This is a genomic window from Aeromonas sp. FDAARGOS 1409, assembly GCF_019048705.1.
In the GTDB taxonomy this organism is placed as follows: domain Bacteria; phylum Pseudomonadota; class Gammaproteobacteria; order Enterobacterales; family Aeromonadaceae; genus Aeromonas; species Aeromonas sanarellii.
Genome location: NZ_CP077395.1, coordinates 4,040,602 through 4,057,487, shown reverse-complemented (window position 1 = coordinate 4,057,487; position 16,886 = coordinate 4,040,602). Strand labels below are relative to the sequence as shown.

General features: G+C 62.5%; 14 protein-coding genes. 8 read left to right on the top strand and 6 right to left on the bottom strand.

The window, feature by feature from the left end:
• Positions 1-90: 90 nt before the first annotated feature.
• Complete coding sequence (locus I6L39_RS18885) at positions 91-729, top strand: SOS response-associated peptidase (protein WP_042078548.1); 639 nt, start codon at positions 91-93, stop codon at positions 727-729.
• Positions 730-1,168: 439 nt separating this feature from the next.
• Here the strand turns inward: I6L39_RS18885 and I6L39_RS18880 are convergent, their stop codons facing one another.
• Entirely contained in the window at positions 1,169-2,545 is a 1,377-nt protein-coding gene (locus I6L39_RS18880) for an amino acid permease (protein WP_216990507.1), read from the bottom strand.
• A gap of 357 nt (positions 2,546-2,902) precedes the next feature.
• Here I6L39_RS18880 and I6L39_RS18875 point away from each other — a divergent pair, with 357 nt between their 5' ends.
• Entirely contained in the window at positions 2,903-3,205 is a 303-nt protein-coding gene (locus I6L39_RS18875; protein ID WP_216990506.1) for a hypothetical protein, read from the top strand.
• A 120-nt stretch (positions 3,206-3,325) separates the two neighbouring features.
• On the opposite strand, the gene I6L39_RS18870 is transcribed toward I6L39_RS18875, so the two are convergent.
• Complete coding sequence (locus I6L39_RS18870) at positions 3,326-4,138, bottom strand: pyruvate, water dikinase regulatory protein (RefSeq protein ID WP_042078546.1); 813 nt, start codon at positions 4,136-4,138, stop codon at positions 3,326-3,328.
• A gap of 307 nt (positions 4,139-4,445) precedes the next feature.
• On the opposite strand from I6L39_RS18870, the gene ppsA reads away from it, so the two are divergent.
• On the top strand, positions 4,446-6,818 hold the full coding sequence (ppsA, locus tag I6L39_RS18865) for a phosphoenolpyruvate synthase (protein ID WP_216990505.1): 2,373 nt from the start codon (positions 4,446-4,448) through the stop codon (positions 6,816-6,818).
• A gap of 120 nt (positions 6,819-6,938) precedes the next feature.
• On the top strand, positions 6,939-8,393 hold the full coding sequence (gene modF / locus I6L39_RS18860) for a molybdate ABC transporter ATP-binding protein ModF (RefSeq protein ID WP_216990504.1): 1,455 nt from the start codon (positions 6,939-6,941) through the stop codon (positions 8,391-8,393).
• A gap of 18 nt (positions 8,394-8,411) precedes the next feature.
• Here modF and I6L39_RS18855 read toward each other — a convergent pair whose 3' ends face one another.
• Genes I6L39_RS18855 through I6L39_RS18845 form a run of 3 tightly spaced genes read right to left on the bottom strand, consistent with a single transcriptional unit; the run spans position 8,412 to position 9,891 of the window.
• A complete protein-coding gene (locus I6L39_RS18855; protein ID WP_245195882.1) occupies positions 8,412-8,603 on the bottom strand; it encodes a hypothetical protein in 192 nt (63 codons plus the stop codon).
• A gap of 5 nt (positions 8,604-8,608) precedes the next feature.
• Positions 8,609-9,148: a hydrolase gene (locus I6L39_RS18850; RefSeq protein WP_216990503.1), complete on the bottom strand. Its 540-nt coding sequence runs from the start codon at positions 9,146-9,148 to the stop codon at positions 8,609-8,611.
• A gap of 8 nt (positions 9,149-9,156) precedes the next feature.
• Positions 9,157-9,891, bottom strand: coding sequence for an NYN domain-containing protein (locus I6L39_RS18845; RefSeq protein WP_216990502.1), 735 nt, complete (start codon positions 9,889-9,891; stop codon positions 9,157-9,159).
• Positions 9,892-10,219: 328 nt separating this feature from the next.
• Between I6L39_RS18845 and I6L39_RS18840 the strand changes: the two genes are divergently transcribed.
• Entirely contained in the window at positions 10,220-11,041 is an 822-nt protein-coding gene (locus I6L39_RS18840; RefSeq protein ID WP_216990501.1) for a MetQ/NlpA family ABC transporter substrate-binding protein, read from the top strand.
• Positions 11,042-11,104: 63 nt separating this feature from the next.
• Here the strand turns inward: I6L39_RS18840 and I6L39_RS18835 are convergent, their stop codons facing one another.
• Positions 11,105-11,827: a phosphatase PAP2 family protein gene (locus tag I6L39_RS18835; protein ID WP_216991845.1), complete on the bottom strand. Its 723-nt coding sequence runs from the start codon at positions 11,825-11,827 to the stop codon at positions 11,105-11,107.
• A gap of 243 nt (positions 11,828-12,070) precedes the next feature.
• Between I6L39_RS18835 and I6L39_RS18830 the strand changes: the two genes are divergently transcribed.
• The 3 genes from I6L39_RS18830 (at position 12,071) to I6L39_RS18820 (ending at position 16,748) form a co-directional block, all read left to right on the top strand.
• Positions 12,071-13,198: a 4-phosphoerythronate dehydrogenase gene (locus tag I6L39_RS18830; protein ID WP_209792810.1), complete on the top strand. Its 1,128-nt coding sequence runs from the start codon at positions 12,071-12,073 to the stop codon at positions 13,196-13,198.
• Positions 13,199-13,339: 141 nt separating this feature from the next.
• Complete coding sequence (locus I6L39_RS18825; RefSeq protein WP_216990500.1) at positions 13,340-14,356, top strand: aspartate-semialdehyde dehydrogenase; 1,017 nt, start codon at positions 13,340-13,342, stop codon at positions 14,354-14,356.
• A gap of 286 nt (positions 14,357-14,642) precedes the next feature.
• Positions 14,643-16,748 carry a FimV/HubP family polar landmark protein gene (locus tag I6L39_RS18820; RefSeq protein WP_216990499.1) on the top strand — a complete coding sequence of 702 codons (2,106 nt, stop codon included), beginning with the start codon at positions 14,643-14,645 and terminating at the stop codon, positions 16,746-16,748.
• Positions 16,749-16,886: the final 138 nt, after the last annotated feature.

Below are 16,886 nucleotides of genomic sequence, written 5' to 3'. Positions count from 1 at the left end.
GTCTTGGCAGGGCAAGGGGGACGCGGCCAATTATGCTTGGCAGAGACTGATCTGGTGAGTTTGAGCTCTCATACGACGGAGGAGCTGCGCATGTGCATCAACTACATCCCGCCCACCAAGGCGGTGCTGGTGGAATACTTCGGGGTTGATGACCCCGGGTACGACTGGAAGGAGGAGGTGTGGCAGGACTACCAGGCCCCGATCCTGATCCAGCGAGACGGACGGCGGCAGGCGCTGATCGCCAGTTATGGAATGGTGCCGAAGAGGAAGGTGCAGCCAGGCAACAAGCACTACACCACGATGAACGCCAGGGCCGAGACGGTGGGTGAAAAGCCGACCTACCGCCACGCCTGGCAGCAGGGGCATCTCTGCCTGGTGTCAATGACCGGCTTCTTCGAGCCCTGCTACGAGAGCGGCAAGGCCGAGCGTTGGCGGATCAGCATGACCGACAGCATGCCCTTCGCAGTGGCCGGCATCTGGCGGGCATGGCAGGAGGAGCAGGGCTATACCTTCAGCTTCTCCCAGCTCACCATCAATGCCGACACCCACCCACTGCTGCGGCGAATGCACAAGCCAGGGGACGAGAAGCGTAGCCTGGTCATCGTGTCGCCGGATGACTACGACACCTGGCTGGGATGCAAGGACCCTGAACTGGCGCGAACCTACCTGGTACAGCAGCATGCTGAGCGGTTGATGGGAGGGCCGATGCCACTTGTATGCCAGGGCTGACGTTAGCCCAGTGTTAGCCAACCTCAAAAATGAATAAGGCTCGCATCGCTGCTAGCCTTGCTATATGTGGTGCCGGAAACAGGAGTCGAACCTGCGATCTTCGCATTACGAAATAAATGTGCGCGTATGCTTAGCATCATATGGTGGAATGATCTCTACATGAGACCTGACTTAACTCGGCGTATTTATCAGAATGGTTTCGATACTGGTGGTCCTGAGGTATTGCTACACATGCACTCTAAAGCTGCCTTTCACGATACCTCCACGTGAGGGTCCAGTAGTGCCTCGGCTAGAGGCCAGAATTTTACCATTAGAAAAACAAGTGGGGGGATAAATGGGGGGATTGAATCAGCGTTAAAAATAACAGTATGAATTATTGGCGTTTTTTAATTAGAAATGCCGGTCACAGACCGGCATTTGCATAGGAGGGGCGTGATGCTTAGCCTAGGGTGGTGGCTACCTTGCGCTGGCTCTTCTGCTTGAGCAGATAGCCGATGCCGAGCACCAGGACCCAGGCCGGGATCAGCTCGACCGAGATGCGGGTGCCGTCGTTCATGTACATGATCACCAGGATGGCGGCCATGAAGGCGAGGCAGAGGTAGTTGCCAAACGGGCTCCACAGTGCCTTGAACTTGGTGGTGACGCCTTCTGCGGCCTTGGCCTTGCGGAACTTGAGGTGTGCCAGGCTGATCATGGCCCAGTTGATGACCAGGGCGGAGACCACCAGGGACATCAGCAGACCAAAGGCCTTGCCCGGGATCAGGTAGTTGATCAGCACGCACAGCAGGGTGGCTGCGGCCGAGATGGTGATGGCAGTCAGGGGTACGCCGCTCTTGTTGGTCTTGAGCAGGGCCTTGGGTCCGTTGCCCTGCTTGGCCAGGCCAAACAGCATGCGGCTGTTGCAGTAGACACAGCTGTTGTACACGGACAGCGCAGCGGTCAGCACCACCAGGTTCAGCACATTGGCCACCAGGTTGCTGTCCAGGGCGTGGAAGATCATCACGAACGGACTGCCGCCTTCGACGACTTTACCCCAGGGGTAGAGGGAGAGCAGTACGGTCAGGGCGCCGATATAGAAGATCAGGATGCGGTAGATCACCTGATTGGTGGCTTTTGGGATGCTCTTCTCGGGATTGTCCGCTTCCGCCGCCGTGATGCCGACCAGCTCCAGGCCGCCGAAGGAGAACATGATGAAGGCCATGGCCATCACCAGCCCACCCACGCCATTCGGGAAGAAACCGCCCTGGGCCCAGAGGTTGCTGACCGTGGCCTCGGGGCCACCGGTGCCGGAGAACAGCAGATAACCGCCGAAGCCTATCATGCCGAGGATGGCGACCACCTTGATGATGGCGAACCAGAACTCCATCTCACCAAACGCCTTGACGTTGGAGAGGTTGATGGCGTTGATCAGCACGAAGAAGAAAGCCGCCGACATCCAGGTCGGGATCTCGGGCCACCAGTACTGGACATAGATGCCGACTGCCGTCAGCTCCGCCATGCTCACCAGCACATAGAGCACCCAGTAGTTCCAGCCGGAGGCGAAGCCGGCGAAGTCGCCCCAGTACTTGTAGGCAAAGTGGCTGAAGGAGCCGGCAACCGGCTCTTCCACCACCATTTCACCGAGCTGGCGCATGATGAGAAAGGCGATGAAGCCGCCGATGGCGTAACCCAGCAGGACGGAGGGACCCGCCATCTTGATGGTGTCGGCAATGCCGAGGAACAGGCCGGTGCCGATGGCACCGCCCAGTGCGATGAGCTGGATATGGCGGTTTTTCAGGCCGCGTTTCAGCTCTTCGCCGTTTTGTTGAAGATCCATTCTTCCTTCCTTAACGTCGCTGAATTCACTCGTCTCCCGCCTCGTCGGCCATGGCACTTCCTGTGCCAGGCGCAGCATCTTGTGCCGAAAACGTGACGAAATCCGTATTTATATCGTTACGGTTTGCCGCCTACTGTTTTTTATGGCGGCTACCAACCCGAGCAGAATAGTGATAAACGCTCGCCCATGCACCTGTTTTCATCATCATCGGCTGGCTTTTTGTGCGCCATGCAGGTTTTTTATGATCTGGAAAGGGGTTTTGGAAGTGATTGGTTGTTTTGTAGTCATTCGGGTTTTCGGTATTTGACAAGTCGCCAAAAACATGGGTTATTGCCGGTTTCTTCAGAAGGGACTCATATGATCGAGCATGTTGAGCGTGTTGTCGGTGGTCTGTTGACTGCCGTGCTGTGGCTGGGTGTCTGGCTTTCCCCCATGTTGTTGACGATGGCGATGGCTTGTCTCGTGGTCTGGGGATGGCTGGGGGCGGAGTATCTGGTGGGCCATATCGTCATGGTGCTGGCCCTGGCTGCGGGCTTCGGCCTGTTCCCCGCCTGCTGGCTGAGCGAGCGGGTGCGCAGGCGCCACGGCTTGCCGGGTTTTTATGGCATGTTGATGAACAACAGGGAGCTCAACAAGCCGGTTTCCCCGCCCAATCCCTGAGCAGGATGACGCCAGCCACCCCGCTGGCGTCATCGGCTTCACATCTCTACCGTTTCAATCGTTCACTTATCTTGACAGTGGTGATTGTGCTGGTGTTTTTCGCTGCTGCGATTCGCATCGTCAGCAGAGTTGGCGACGCAACCCGGTGGCTTCCAGGATCTTGGCGCTGATCTCCTCCACCGAGTGGGAGCTGGTATCGAGGAAGCGGATCGCCTCCTGGCGGAACAGCCGCTCGACGCTGGCCAGCTCCTGCTTGCACTGATCAAGCGAGGAGTAGCGGCTGTTGGCACGGCGCTGGTTGCGGATCTCGTGCAGCCGCTGTGGCGCTATGGTGAGGCCGAACAGCTTGTGGCGGTTGGCCTTGAGGGGGGCGGGCAGATCCAGGGAGCCCATGTCCTGCTCGATGAAGGGGTAGTTGGCGGCGCGGATGCCGAATTGCAACGCCAGGTAGAGGCTGGTCGGTGTCTTGCCGCAGCGGGAGACACCGATGAGGATGATGTCCGCCTCGTCATACTCCTTGGTGGTGATGCCGTCGTCGTTGGCCAGCGCGAAGTTGACCGCCTCGATGCGATCGTCGTAGAGCTTGCGGTTCTCCATGCCGTGGGTGCGGTGGAGTCTGGGCTCGGCCTTGATCCCGAGCTCCTGTTCGAGGGGGCTCACGAAGGTGTTGAGAAAGTCGTGGCTGCTGGCCTGGGCCTTGAGCACCTCTTCCCGTACTTGCGGGTCGACTATGGTGTGAAACAGGATGGGGCGAACCCCGGTCTGGCGGAACTGCTCGTCGATGCGGGCCCGCACCTGGCGCGCCTTCTCCAGGGTTTCCACGAAGGGAATGGTGACCTGCTCGAAGGCCAGGGGAAACTGGCTCAGCACGGCGTGACCGAAGACTTCGGCGGTGATGGCGGTGCCGTCGGATACATAGAATACGGTGTGCACTGGGGGCTCCTGTGGTGCGCTCCGGGGGATGACGAGAAACAAGTATCTCTCGAAACCATATCGTTTTTGTCAACAGATCTGCCGTGCCCAAGTTGTGAACTCGCTTGCAAACCTGAGTCGTTACCTTTTTGTGTCGCTATTGTAGAATGCCTGTGTCAAACGACCATCCCCAACTCTTGCTCGGGGATTTTTTTGACCATAAATAGAAAACGTTTTCACGGTCGTTGGCAACAGACACTAACAAAAACACATGACTTGGCACAGCAGGTGAGTTGTCACCCTGGCCCCCCAACCTGGAGACATGCAAATGCAACAGTACGTACTCTGGTACGAACAGCTCGGTATGCAGGACGTAGAGCGCGTCGGCGGCAAGAATGCATCCCTTGGCGAGATGATCAGCAACCTCTCCGGTGCCGGCGTGTCCGTGCCGGGTGGCTTTGCGACCACCGCCTTTGCGTTTAACGAGTTTCTGGAGTTAAGCGGCCTCAACGGCAAGATCCACGACCTGCTCGACAGCCTGGACGTGGACGACATCGCCGCCCTCAACCGGGCCGGCCAGCAGATCCGCGACTGGGTGGTGGAGGCGCCGTTCCAGCCCGCGCTGGAGCAGGCGGTGCGCGAGGCCTACACCAAGCTGAGCGCCGGGCTAGAGGCCTCCTTTGCCGTGCGCTCCTCCGCCACTGCCGAGGACATGCCGGACGCCTCCTTCGCCGGTCAGCAGGAGACCTTCCTCAACGTGCGCGGCATAGATGCTGTCATGACCGCCATCAAGCATGTGTTTGCATCCCTCTTCAACGATCGCGCCATCTCCTACCGGGTGCATCAGGGCTATGACCACAAGGGCGTCGCCCTCTCCGCCGGGGTGCAGCGCATGGTGCGCTCGGACTTGGCCGCCTCCGGCGTCATGTTCACCCTGGACACCGAATCCGGCTTCAACGATGTGGTCTTTATCACCGGCTCCCAGGGCCTGGGGGAGATGGTGGTGCAGGGGGCCGTCAACCCGGACGAATTCTATGTGCACAAGCCGACCTTGAAGGGCGGTCGCCCCGCCGTGGTGCGCAAGACCTTAGGGTCAAAGCTCATCAAGATGACCTACTCCGACGACGCCGGCCACGGCCGTCAGGTGAAGATCGTCGACACCACCGATGCCGAGCGCAGCCGCTTCTGCATCACGGACGAGGAGGTGATGGCCCTGGCCAGACAGGCCCTCATCATCGAGCAACACTACGGTCGCCCGATGGACATCGAGTGGGCCAAGGATGGTCAGGATGGCAAGCTCTACATCGTTCAGGCCCGTCCGGAAACCGTGCGCAGCCGCCAGGAGGCGAACACCCTCGAGCGCTTCGCCCTCAAGCAATCCGGCAAGGTGCTGATCGAGGGGCGCGCCATCGGCCACAAGATTGGTGCGGGCCCGGCCCGGGTCATCTCTTCCATCAGCCAGATGGATGAAGTGCAGCCCGGCGACGTGCTGGTCACCGACATGACGGATCCGGATTGGGAGCCCATCATGAAGCGGGCCTCCGCCATCGTCACCAACCGCGGCGGCCGCACCTGCCACGCCGCCATCATCGCCCGGGAGCTCGGCATTCCGGCTGTGGTGGGTTGCGGTGACGCCACCGATCGCATCCAGGATGGTCAGCTCATCACCGTCTCCTGCGCGGAAGGGGACACCGGTTTCATCTATGACGGCGAACTCGACTTCGACGTGGCGGTGACCGAGGTGGGCAACATGCCGCGCCTGCCCATCAAGGTGATGATGAACGTCGGCAATCCGGACCGCGCCTTCGACTTCGCCCAGCTGCCGAATGCCGGCGTGGGCCTGGCCCGCCTCGAGTTCATCATCAACCGCATGATAGGGGTGCACCCCAAGGCGCTGCTGGAGTTCGATAAGCAGACGCCCGAGCTGCAAGCCACCATCAATAAGATGATCGCGGGTTACGAGAGCCCCCGCGAGTTCTACGTCGCCAAGCTGACCGAGGGCATCGCCACCCTGGCCGCCGCCTTCTGGCCGGAGCGGGTCATCGTGCGGATGTCGGACTTCAAGTCCAACGAGTACGCCAACCTGGTGGGGGGCCGTGGCTACGAGCCCCACGAGGAGAACCCCATGATCGGCTTCCGTGGCGCGTCCCGTTACATCGCCGACAGCTTCCGCCCCTGCTTCGCCCTGGAGTGCGAGGCGATGAAGCGGGTGCGGGATGTCATGGGCCTGACCAACGTCGAGGTGATGATCCCCTTCGTGCGCACCGTCGGTGAGGCGGAGCAGGTGGTGGAGATCCTGGCGGAGAACGGCCTGCGCCGCGGCGAGCGGGGCCTCAAGGTCATCATGATGTGCGAACTGCCCTCCAATGCGCTGCTGGCGGACAAGTTCCTCGAGCACTTCGACGGCTTCTCCATCGGCTCCAACGACATGACCCAGCTCACGCTTGGACTTGATAGGGACTCCGGTCTCATCGCCCACCTGTTCGACGAGCGCAACGAGGCGGTCAAGGCGCTGCTGGCCATGGCCATCGCCGCGGCCCGCAAGGCGGGCAAGTATGTCGGGATCTGCGGCCAGGGGCCGTCCGATCACCCGGACTTCGCGGCCTGGCTGGTCGAGCAGGGCATAGACTCGGTGTCCCTCAATCCCGATACCGTGGTTGATACCTGGCTCTATCTGGCCGAGCAGCACAAGGCCGGCTAAGCTCGTCCCCCGCTCTTCAACGATACGGCGCCGCAATGGCGCCGTTTTTGTCTGCACCCCCCTTTTTCTGTTACAAGGGGAGGGAGCAAGGCTGCTTACCGCGACTCACAGGACGACCCCATGACCTCATTGCAGTGGCAATCCGCCACCCTGGCCCTGCGTGGCCAACACTCCCTGATTATTCCCGAACTCTGTCTCACCCCTCAGGCGTGCTGGGCCTTTGTCGGCAGCAATGGCAGCGGCAAGACGGCGTTGGCGTCGGCCCTGTGCGGCGAGCTGGCGGTGCGTACCGGGGTGGTGACGGGTCGGGTCCGGGCCGAGCGACTCTCGTTCGAGTCGCAGCAGCAACTGGGCGAGCGCGATTTCCAGCGGCGCAACACCGACATGCTGGGGGAAGAGGAGGAGGTGGGCTACCGGGTGTCGACCCTGATGCTGGAGGAGGGGGGCGAGGAGGCGCAGGCCCGCTCGCTGCTGGCGCGCTTCGGCATCGAGTCCCTGTGGGATCGCCCCTACCGTTACCTCTCGAGCGGGGAGGGGCGCAAGCTGCTGCTGGCCCGGGCCCTGTTGGGACGCCCCGAGCTGCTGGTGCTGGACGAGCCCTGCGATGGGCTGGATCAGGGGGCCAGAGCCTCCCTGATGTCGCTGCTGGTACACCTGGTGAGCGAAGGGCTGCGTCTGGTGGTGATCGTCAACCGCTTCGACGAGATCCCGCCCTTTGCCACCCACCTCGGCCTGCTCGGCGAGTGTCGCCTGCTGCTGGCGGGGGGGCGCGATGTCGTGCTCGGCAGCCGGGAGGTGGCCCAGCTGGCGCGCGCCGAAGCCGTCTCCCCCCGCTTGCCGCCTCCGCTCACGGCGCCCGAGCCCTTGCCTTCAGGCCCACGGGTGGTCATGAAAGCCATGCGTATCGCTTACGGGGACCAGGTGGTGATCGACGGGCTCGACTGGACCATTGCCGAGGGGGAGCACTGGCAACTGGTGGGACCGAACGGGGCCGGCAAGTCGACCCTGCTCTCTCTCATCACCGGGGATCACCCGCAGGGTTACAACAATGAGCTCCATCTGTTCGGGCGGCGGCGGGGCAGCGGCGAGAGCATCTGGGAGATCAAGCGCCATATCGGGCTCGTGAGCCCGGCGCTGCACCTGGACTATCGCGTGAGCTGTTCGGTGCTGGCGGTGATCCTTTCCGGCTTCTACGACTCCATCGGGCTTTATACCCGCCCAGGGGATCGTCAGCTGGCGCTGGCCAACGAGTGGCTGGCCCTGCTGGGGTTAAAGGAGCAGGGGGTCCAGCCCTTTCACTCCCTCTCCTTCGGCCAGCAGCGGCTGGTGCTGATCGCCCGGGCCCTGGTCAAGCATCCGCCGCTGCTCATCCTGGACGAACCTCTGCAGGGGCTGGATCCCCTCAACCGCCATCTGGTGCGGGCGTTGGTGGTGCGCCTCATCGGCGAGGGCACCCAGCTGCTGTTCGTTTCGCACCATCCGGAGGATGCCCCCCCCGGCCTCACCCACCGACTGAGTTTCGTGCCAAGGGAAGAGGGAGGTTATGACTATCTGCAGGAGCGCCTGGGGGACTGAGCCGCCCGGGCGGCATGATCAGAGAGGGGTCGGCTCGGCGAGGAGCGCAGGCAGGCCCAGCAGCGCCCACCACAGCCCGAAGAAGAGCATGATCCCCAGCCAGAGCCAGGCCAGATAGTGGCGGGTGGCCGCCATGCCCGTCATGGTCACCGTGAGCGCCACCCCGAAGGCGATGAGGGCAAACATCAGGGGCGCCATGTTGTCCATCATGGCGGTCACTTCACCAGGGAGAGGATCTGGCGAAACGCCGGGTGGCGGCAATCCCCCATCAGATCAAAGAGGCACATCTCCACGGAGGTGAGGGCCGCCCCCCTGGCCGCCAGCTGGCCGATGGCGAGATCCCGGTTGGCGGCACTGCGGGACGACACCGCATCCACCGCCAGGGAGACCCGGGCGCCGCCCGCCAGCAGTCCCAGCACGCTCTGGTAGACGCAGATATGGGTCTCGATGCCGCACACCAGCCAGTGGCTGACTCCCGTCCTCGCGAGGGTGTCGGCCACGGCCGGCTCCCCCAGTGCACCGAAGCTGAACTTGGTCAGCACGGGATCCCCCGCCTGCAGCGGCCGCAACTCGGGCACGGTGGTGCCGAGTTTCTCGGGATTTTGCTCCAGCCAGACCACCGGCAGGCCCAGCGCCTTCGCGCCCTGCACCAGCCTGGCCGTGTTGGCGATGAGCGAGTCGCTCCCTTCCACCAGGCGGGCGAGTTTGCCCTGGATATCCACGACCAGCAGGCCGACGGTAGAATTGGTCAGCATGGTGGCTCCTATTTTGACTTGCTTAGCTGAGTTGCCCGTTTCTTGTCTCTGACCCATAATACCGAATTGTCAGTTTTCTTCATTTCGAACAAGTCTATTGCCATAAAAAGGTCGCTGAGCTTTTTGAAACCATAGTTTCGCTGATCAAATGAAGCATGGTTTGATATGTGATTTCCGATTGCACCAAGCATTGCCCAACCGCCACCTTCCTCGACAGCATCTATAGCTTGTCGTAGTAGATTAATAAGTCGTGCGTCACTTTTCAGATTTTTTGTTTGCTTTGCTACGGTGGGCTCTTCCTTTATATCTTGGACCTCTGTATCTAAATAGAGAAAGCGAGAGCAACTATTGACGAATGGGGTCGATGCCTTGCGCTCACCAAACCCAATCACAAATTTCCCATCTGCTAGGCAGCGAGTGACGAGAGGGGTAAAGTCGCAATCTGAAGATACAAGACAGATAACGTCCACATCCTTGGTGTAAATAACGTCCATCACATCAATGACCAAGGCCATATCTGTTGCATTCTTTCCCTTAGTCAAATCGAATTGTTGTACTGGCTGAATAGCAAATTCATGGAGAATATCTTCCCATCCTTTGAGTGTCGAATTCTTCCAATTTCCATATGCTTTGCGAATATTGACGACGCCATAACGTGCGAGTTCAGACAGTACTTTGTCTATCTTGCTAGCAGGTGCATTATCTGCGTCGATAAATACCGCAATTTTTTCCTTATCTTTCAAATGACCTCCTGTCTTTTTATCCAATTAAAACGTTATTCCATCCCATGCTATAACTTCAACATCACATCACCACAATAAGTCAGTTGTGTACAAAACGGGGAGGGGGAAAACCTGATAACTGCGTGCTCTATCAAAAAATTTCTTCTTGATGCATTAAGACTTTATCCAGCCCTCGGGCAAGCTTGCCCGGTTTTGTTGCTTGGCGATGAGGAAAAGCTCTGTTATGGTGTCCTTAATTGGCCGTTTGGATGGCTAGATGGTTGTGGTGTTTCTTCTTCCACAACACCCACGACCACCGTTTTGATCATCATGTAGACAGGGAGTTTCTATGCAGCGTCGTACCTTCTTCACCCTCTCCGCCCTGGCCCTGCTGGCCGGCAGCCTGCCGCTTTCCGTTCTGGCCGCCGATCCGGCCAAGAAGGAGATCGTCATCGGCACCACGGTCGGGGACTTTGCCGACATGGTGACCGACTCCATCAAGCCGCAGCTCGAGGCCAAGGGCTACCAGGTCAAACTGGTGGAATTCACCGACTACGTGACCCCCAACATCGCCCTGGCCGATGGCTCGCTGGACGTGAACTGCTTCCAGCACAAGCCCTATCTGGATAGCTTCTCCAAAGACAGGGAGCTGTCGCTGGCGCCCATCACCCAGGTGCCGACCGGCCCCATGGGGCTCTATGCCGGCAAACTGGGGGAGCTGAAGGCGGTGAAAGAGGGGAGCACGGTCGCCATCCCGAACGATCCCACCAACCAGGCGCGGGCACTGCTGATGCTGCAGGATCTGGGCTGGCTGACCCTCAAGGAGGGGATAAACCCCCTCAAGGCGAGCGAGTTCGACGTGGTGAACAACCCCCACAACCTCAAGCTGGTGCTGCTGGAGGCGGCGCAGCTGCCGCGCTCCCGTGAGGACGTGGACTTCTCTGTCATCAACGGCAACTTCGCCGCTTCGAGCGGCATTCCGTTCAGCTCCGGACTCTTCCTCGAGCGCAGCTACGACTTCATCAACTGGGTGGTGGTGAAGAGCGCCGACGCGGACAAGCCGTTCGCCAAGGACGTGGCGGCCGCCTACAACTCCCCCGAGTTCAAGGCCTATGCCGCCAAGCGCTTCGTCGGCTACAAGTACCCCGAGGGCTGGCAACAGAAGGGTTGAAGGCTGCACGCGCAATGAAAACGGGCACCCAGGTGCCCGTTTTCATTGGACAAAGGGGAGGCGTCAGTAGTGGCGCAGCCACCAGCGGGCGGCCAGGAGTGCGGTCAGGCTGCCGAGCAAGGCGCTCGCCAGCACGTCCAGGGGCCAGTGCATGCCGATCAGGGTGCGTGACAGACCGATGCCGAGGGCCCAGAGCGGCAGCAGCCAGACCCCGGCGGGGGCGCGGGCCAGCCAGATCAGGCCGAAGAACTGGGCCAGGCTCATGGCGGCGATGCTGTGGCCGGAGGGGAAGGCGTAGTTGACCTCTGCCTGCCAGTGCTGGCCGAGCCAGGCGGGCAGCGCCAGCAACTGGGTCGCGGCGTGGACCTGTTCGCCGCGAAGCGCCAGGCTGCCGGCATAGAACTGGCGGATGGCGGGGATGAGTTCCTGGCGTTCCAGCCAGAGAAGGTAGGGTCTGGGCTCCTCGGTCAGCTGTTTGACGAGACTCTTGATGATCCAGTCGCTCGCCAGTACGGCAAACAGGGCGCCGGCCAGCGCCAGCAGGGCGCGACCATCCAGCGTCAGCTTGTGTCGGGTCAGCAGCAACAGGGCGGCAACGGTGACGGCGATGCCCGGCAGGTCCACCATCCGGGTCAGGGCATAGGGCCACCACAGCCAGCCCGAGTGCAGGGCGTCGCTCATGAAGGGCTGCCAGGGCAGGCAGACGAGCAACAGCAGTGGCAACAGCAGCACGGCGTTGAAGCCAAGCACCTGACGGCGGGGCAGTGAAGAGGAGTGGGTCGGCATGGCGGAGCTCTGGTCGGTGGCGCTGTGCGCGGCTAACAAGGAGGCGCCATTGTGCCAGCCAGGCCCCAGCGGTCAAGCCGGGGGCGGCGTGGGGTAACATGCTGTTACACAGGGAGGTCGCCAGCCCGTGGCGGCGCCGCCCCTCTGTGCCGGGTGGGGCGTTCGAGAACAAGCCTCTGAAAATTCGGTGCGTTTGGGCTAGAATGGCGCGCCTGTGGCCCTTGTGGATTGAGACCCGTGTCGATGAAGATCGTCGTTGATGAAAATATGCCCCATGCCCTGGAGCTGTTTGCCGAATTTGGTGAAGTGATCCCCCTGCCGGGAAGAGCAATAACGGCGGCGGATCTGCAAGAGGCGGATGTGCTGCTGGTGCGCTCCGTGACCCGGGTCAACGAAGCGTTGCTGGCGACCAGCCCCAGGCTGGGCTTCGTCGGCACCGCCACTATCGGCACGGACCACATCGATCAGGGCCTGCTGGCGGCACGGGGCATTCCCTTCTTCAGCGCCCCCGGCTGCAACAAGGTGTCGGTTGGCGACTATGTGCTCTCGGCCCTGCTGGTATTGGCCGAGCGCCACGAGCTGAACTTGAGCGAGATGAGCCTCGCCGTCATCGGCGCCGGCAACACCGGCGAGAGCGTGGCCGGCAAGGCCGAGGCGCTCGGCATGAAGGTGCTGCGCTGTGACCCGCCCCGGGTCCGCAGCGGCGCGGCCGGCGACTACGTGGACTACCGGACCGCCCTTGGCGCCGACATCGTCAGCTTCCATGTCCCCTATACCCGCGAGGGACAGGATGCCACCTTCCACCTGCTGGGGGAGCGCGAGATAGCGGCTCGTCCGGCCGGGCAGATCCTCATCAACGCCTCCCGCGGCGAGGTGTGGGACAACCGGGCCCTGCTCGCCCGCCAGCAAGGCCCGGCCCCACTCAGGCTGGTGATGGACGTCTGGGAAGGGGAGCCCGAGCCCCTAGAAGCCCTGGTGCCTTACACCGAGATAGCCACGCCGCACATCGCGGGCTACAGCCTGGAGGGCAAGGCCCGCGGCACCTGGATGCTCTATGAGGCGCTCTGCCGGCAGCTGGGGCGCACGCCGCGCCAGGATCTGCAATCCCTCTTGCCCGCCCCCGAGGTGCGCGACGTGACGCCGGGCCAGCCGGCGGATCAGGGCCTCATCAAGCAGCTCGTCCACCTCATCTATGACGTGCGCCGGGACGACGCCCGTTTTCGCAACCGGATCGGGCTGCCCGGTAGCTTCGACGAGCAGCGCAAGCGCTACCCGGAGCGGCGCGAGCTCTCCTCCCTGCAGGTGAAGGGCCCCTTCGCCGACGACAGGCTGGCCCGCCTGGGCTTTGCCGTCGTGGGCGCATCAACCTAATTTCAACGGCGAGGATCCGGGCGCAAGGCCGGATCTTCGCCTCGGCCCGGCGTGGTGCCGGGCCGCCATCAGACGATCACGCTTGCCACCCGGGGGGCCTCATGCCCGGCCCCGACAGGCAGCATCACAGGAGAGACAACAGTGAGTCAGCAATTCAACGTAGCGGTATTGGGCGCGAGCGGCGCCGTGGGTGAGGCCATGATCGAGATCCTGGAGGAGCGCGGCTTCCCGGTCGCCACCCTCTATCCGCTGGCCTCCAGCCGCAGTGCCGGCGACACGGTGCGCTTTGGCGGCAAGAACGTCGAGATCCTGGACGTGGAGGCGTTTGACTGGAGCCAGGTGCAAGTAGCCCTCTTCTCCGCCGGGGCCGAGGTCTCTGCCAAGTGGGCGCCGATTGCCGCCGAGCACGGCTGCATCGTCATCGACAACACCTCCTGCTTCCGTTATGACGAGGACATCCCCCTGGTGATCCCGGAAGTGAACCCGGACGCCCTGGCGGATTTTCGCAACCGCAACATCATCGCGAACCCGAACTGCTCCACCATCCAGATGCTGGTGGCGCTCAAGCCCCTGCACGACGAGGTGGGTATCGCCCGCATCAACGTAGCGACCTACCAGTCCGTCTCCGGCTCCGGCAAGGAGGGGGTGAGCGAGCTGGCGGGCCAGACCGCTCACCTGCTCAACGGTCGCCCGGTGGAGCCCGCCCTCTACCCGCAGCAGATCGCCTTCAATCTCATCCCGCAGATCGACGCCTTCGCCGACAACGGCTACACCCGCGAGGAGATGAAGATGGTGTGGGAAACCCAGAAGATCCTGGGGGATGCCAGCATCGCCGTGAACCCCACCTGCGTGCGGGTGCCGGTCTTCTACGGCCACGCCGAGGCGGTCCACGTGGAGCTGCATCAGCCGCTGGACGCCGAACAGGTGAAGGAGCTGCTGCGCCATGCCCCGGGCGTCACCCTGTTTGACGACGAGCACGACTATCCGACCCCGGTGCGCGACGCCACCGGCAAGGATGAGGTGCTGGTGGGCCGGGTACGCCAGGATATTTCTCACCCTTGCGGTATCAATATGTGGATCGTGGCCGATAACGTTCGTAAGGGCGCGGCGACCAACAGCGTGCAGATTGCCGAACTGCTGGTGCGCGACTACCTCTGATGCCGGCCTGCGGCGGGGAGGGAACCCCGCCCTTGCGCCGGCGCCGTGGCGCCGGGATGTGACCGGGAACCCACTCTCCGGTTTTTGGAATCTTGAGAGATATCAGTGAACTAGGTTTTTTTCTACACTCTGGTTCGCGTCCGGGGCTCTTATTTGGCAGTGGCCGGGCGCGAAATATGTCGGATCGCTGGCTTGAGGCCGGCGCCTGATTTATATTGAGCCGATTGTTTTGGGGTAACTATCCAGATTTTTCAATGTGATAGGGCCGTCATACGAAGGAACGAATATGGGACATTCCCGCATAACGCTGGCAACGCTACTCGCATTGGGGCTTCTGGGCACGGTTCAGGCCGACGAGGCGGGGCGAGAGCCTTTCTTTGTCGAGCTCAAGGGGCCGGACGGCTCACCACCCCCCGCGGTGCAACCAGAGCCCCAGGCCCAGCCCGTGGCCCCCGTCGTATTGCCCAAGGCAGAGCCGATAGTGCGTCAGGTGGCCTCTGCGAAGGCGGGCAGTTATGGTCCCGTTCGTCCCACCGATACCCTCTGGAGCCTGGCGAGCAAGCATCGCCCCTCCAATCGGGTGAGCGTCTACCAGACCATGGTGGCCATCTATGACAAGAACCCCAGAAGCTTTGCCGATGGCAACATCAACCACATTCTGGTGGGCTCCCACATCCTGCTGCCCACGGCGGCCGAGGCGGGCCGCATCACGGATGCCGAGGCGCGCCGCCGCTTCAACAGCGACAACGCCAGCTGGAAGGGGCTGAGCCCCAAATACCTGGCCAGCAAGCAGGCTCGCACCGCGCAGCCCGTCACCAGTCAGCCCGCGCCGGCCAAACCTGCTGCCGCCCCCAAGGCGGCACCGATCCCGGCGGCGCCCAAGGTGACCGCTCCTGCCACCGAGGTGAAGGAGACCGCCAAGGCCGCGCCCGTCCCCGTGGCGGCGAACAGTGCCGCGAGCAGCGCCGCCGGCACGGCGCCAACCCCTCTTCCCGCCACCCCGGTGGGCAAGCCCTCCACCGAGATGGCGCTGGCGCTGGAAGATGCCAACGCCCAGCTCGGCCAGGTCACCGAGATGAACCACAGGCTCAAGCTGCGCCTGCAATCCCTGACCGAAGAGGTGGAGACCCTCAAGGCCCAGTTGCAGGATCAGACCGCGCTGCAAAAGGAGGTGGCGGAGCTCAAGGCCAAGCCGGTGCCCCCCGTGGTGGCACCCGCGCCCAAGCAGAGCTGGCTGATGGAGCTGCTCTCCTCGCCGCTCAACCTCGCCATGATCATCCTGCTGCCGGTGCTGCTGGTGCTGGCCCTGGTGACGCTCTGGCTGCGGGCCCGCGCGCGCCGCGAGCTGGAAGAGCAGGAGAAGAGCCTGTCCGAATCGACCTCCATGGTGATGGGGGACGAGAGCAGCGAGTTCGATCAGCTGATGACGGTGGGCATCACGGATGAAGACCCCCTGCACCCCATGCCGGATCTCAACGAACCGGATGGCAGCGGGAAACAGGGCGGGGCCGGTGCCTCGGCCGACGTCATCTTCAGTGATGACGAGACCGCCCTGTCCGCCTTCGACGTGGAGCCCGCGGTGGCGACGGCGAACCGGGATCCGGATCTGGTGCCAGAGCTCGATCTGGCCCACGAGGGGGGCTTCGATCTCCCCGTGGTGCCCGAACTGGATCTCTCCGACGAGTCCGATGCCGCCCCCCGTGCCCGCGACGAGGTCATGACGGAGGAGGAGCTGCAGGCCGCCCTGTTTGCCGAGCTGGATGCGGATCTCGAGGCGGATCTGGCCAAGGCCCAGGCAGAGAGCCGGAGCCGCCGTGACGAGCCGTTCGACAACTTCGACTTGAGCGATGTGGAGACCGGCTTTGGCGAGCCAGCCCAGGACGCGCCTGCCGCCAAGGACGCTCAGGAGGGGGCCGGCTATGGCAAGGATGACGTGGACGACATGCTGGCCGAACTCGGGCTGGAACCCACCAAGGGGGCGAGCCCTGCCTGGGATCCCAAGGAGCTGGCCCTGGCGGACTTCGAGGATGCCTTCGCCGAGGTGGAGCCCCATGCAGGCGATCTGAAGCCCCGCGAGCAGGCGCAGGCCAACGACTACGTGGAGATAGACAAGCTCCTGGCCGAGGCCAACGCCAGCAGCACGGAGCAGGAACCCTATCAGGGCTTCTCCCTGGACGTGGGGCTGGACGGTTTCCCCGAGGTGTTGCCGGAGTCCAACGGTTTCGACGTGGATGCCGACGACGGCGGGGTGGGGGCCAAGCTGGATCTGGCCCGGGCCTACCTCGAGATCGACGACAAGGAGAGCGCCCGGGAGTTGCTGGAAGAGGCCGCAGCCCAGGGCAGCGAGCACCAGCGCGCCGAGGCACAGAAGCTGCTCAAGCGCCTGGGATAAGGGCCGTTTGCCGGTAAAACGAACCAAGAGGGCAGCCTGCGGGCTGCCCTCTCTTTCATGGTCACGAGTGCCGCCGCCTCCACGGTCTGGGACTTTTGAGCCCGAGCGCGTATAATCCGCCCCGTTTCTTTCACCGCA

Bases quoted from the DNA above. Each gene is read 5' to 3' on its own strand.
- I6L39_RS18885 (WP_042078548.1), top strand. From the start codon at position 91: ATGTGCATCAACTACATCCCGCCCACCAAGGCGGTGCTGGTGGAATAC.
- I6L39_RS18880 (WP_216990507.1), bottom strand. From the start codon at position 2,545: ATGGATCTTCAACAAAACGGCGAAGAGCTGAAACGCGGCCTGAAAAAC.
- I6L39_RS18875 (WP_216990506.1), top strand. From the start codon at position 2,903: ATGATCGAGCATGTTGAGCGTGTTGTCGGTGGTCTGTTGACTGCCGTG.
- ppsA (WP_216990505.1), top strand. From the start codon at position 4,446: ATGCAACAGTACGTACTCTGGTACGAACAGCTCGGTATGCAGGACGTA.
- modF (WP_216990504.1), top strand. From the start codon at position 6,939: ATGACCTCATTGCAGTGGCAATCCGCCACCCTGGCCCTGCGTGGCCAA.
- I6L39_RS18855 (WP_245195882.1), bottom strand. From the start codon at position 8,603: ATGATGGACAACATGGCGCCCCTGATGTTTGCCCTCATCGCCTTCGGG.
- I6L39_RS18850 (WP_216990503.1), bottom strand. From the start codon at position 9,148: ATGCTGACCAATTCTACCGTCGGCCTGCTGGTCGTGGATATCCAGGGC.
- I6L39_RS18840 (WP_216990501.1), top strand. From the start codon at position 10,220: ATGCAGCGTCGTACCTTCTTCACCCTCTCCGCCCTGGCCCTGCTGGCC.
- I6L39_RS18835 (WP_216991845.1), bottom strand. From the start codon at position 11,827: ATGCCGACCCACTCCTCTTCACTGCCCCGCCGTCAGGTGCTTGGCTTC.
- I6L39_RS18830 (WP_209792810.1), top strand. From the start codon at position 12,071: ATGAAGATCGTCGTTGATGAAAATATGCCCCATGCCCTGGAGCTGTTT.
- I6L39_RS18820 (WP_216990499.1), top strand. From the start codon at position 14,643: ATGGGACATTCCCGCATAACGCTGGCAACGCTACTCGCATTGGGGCTT.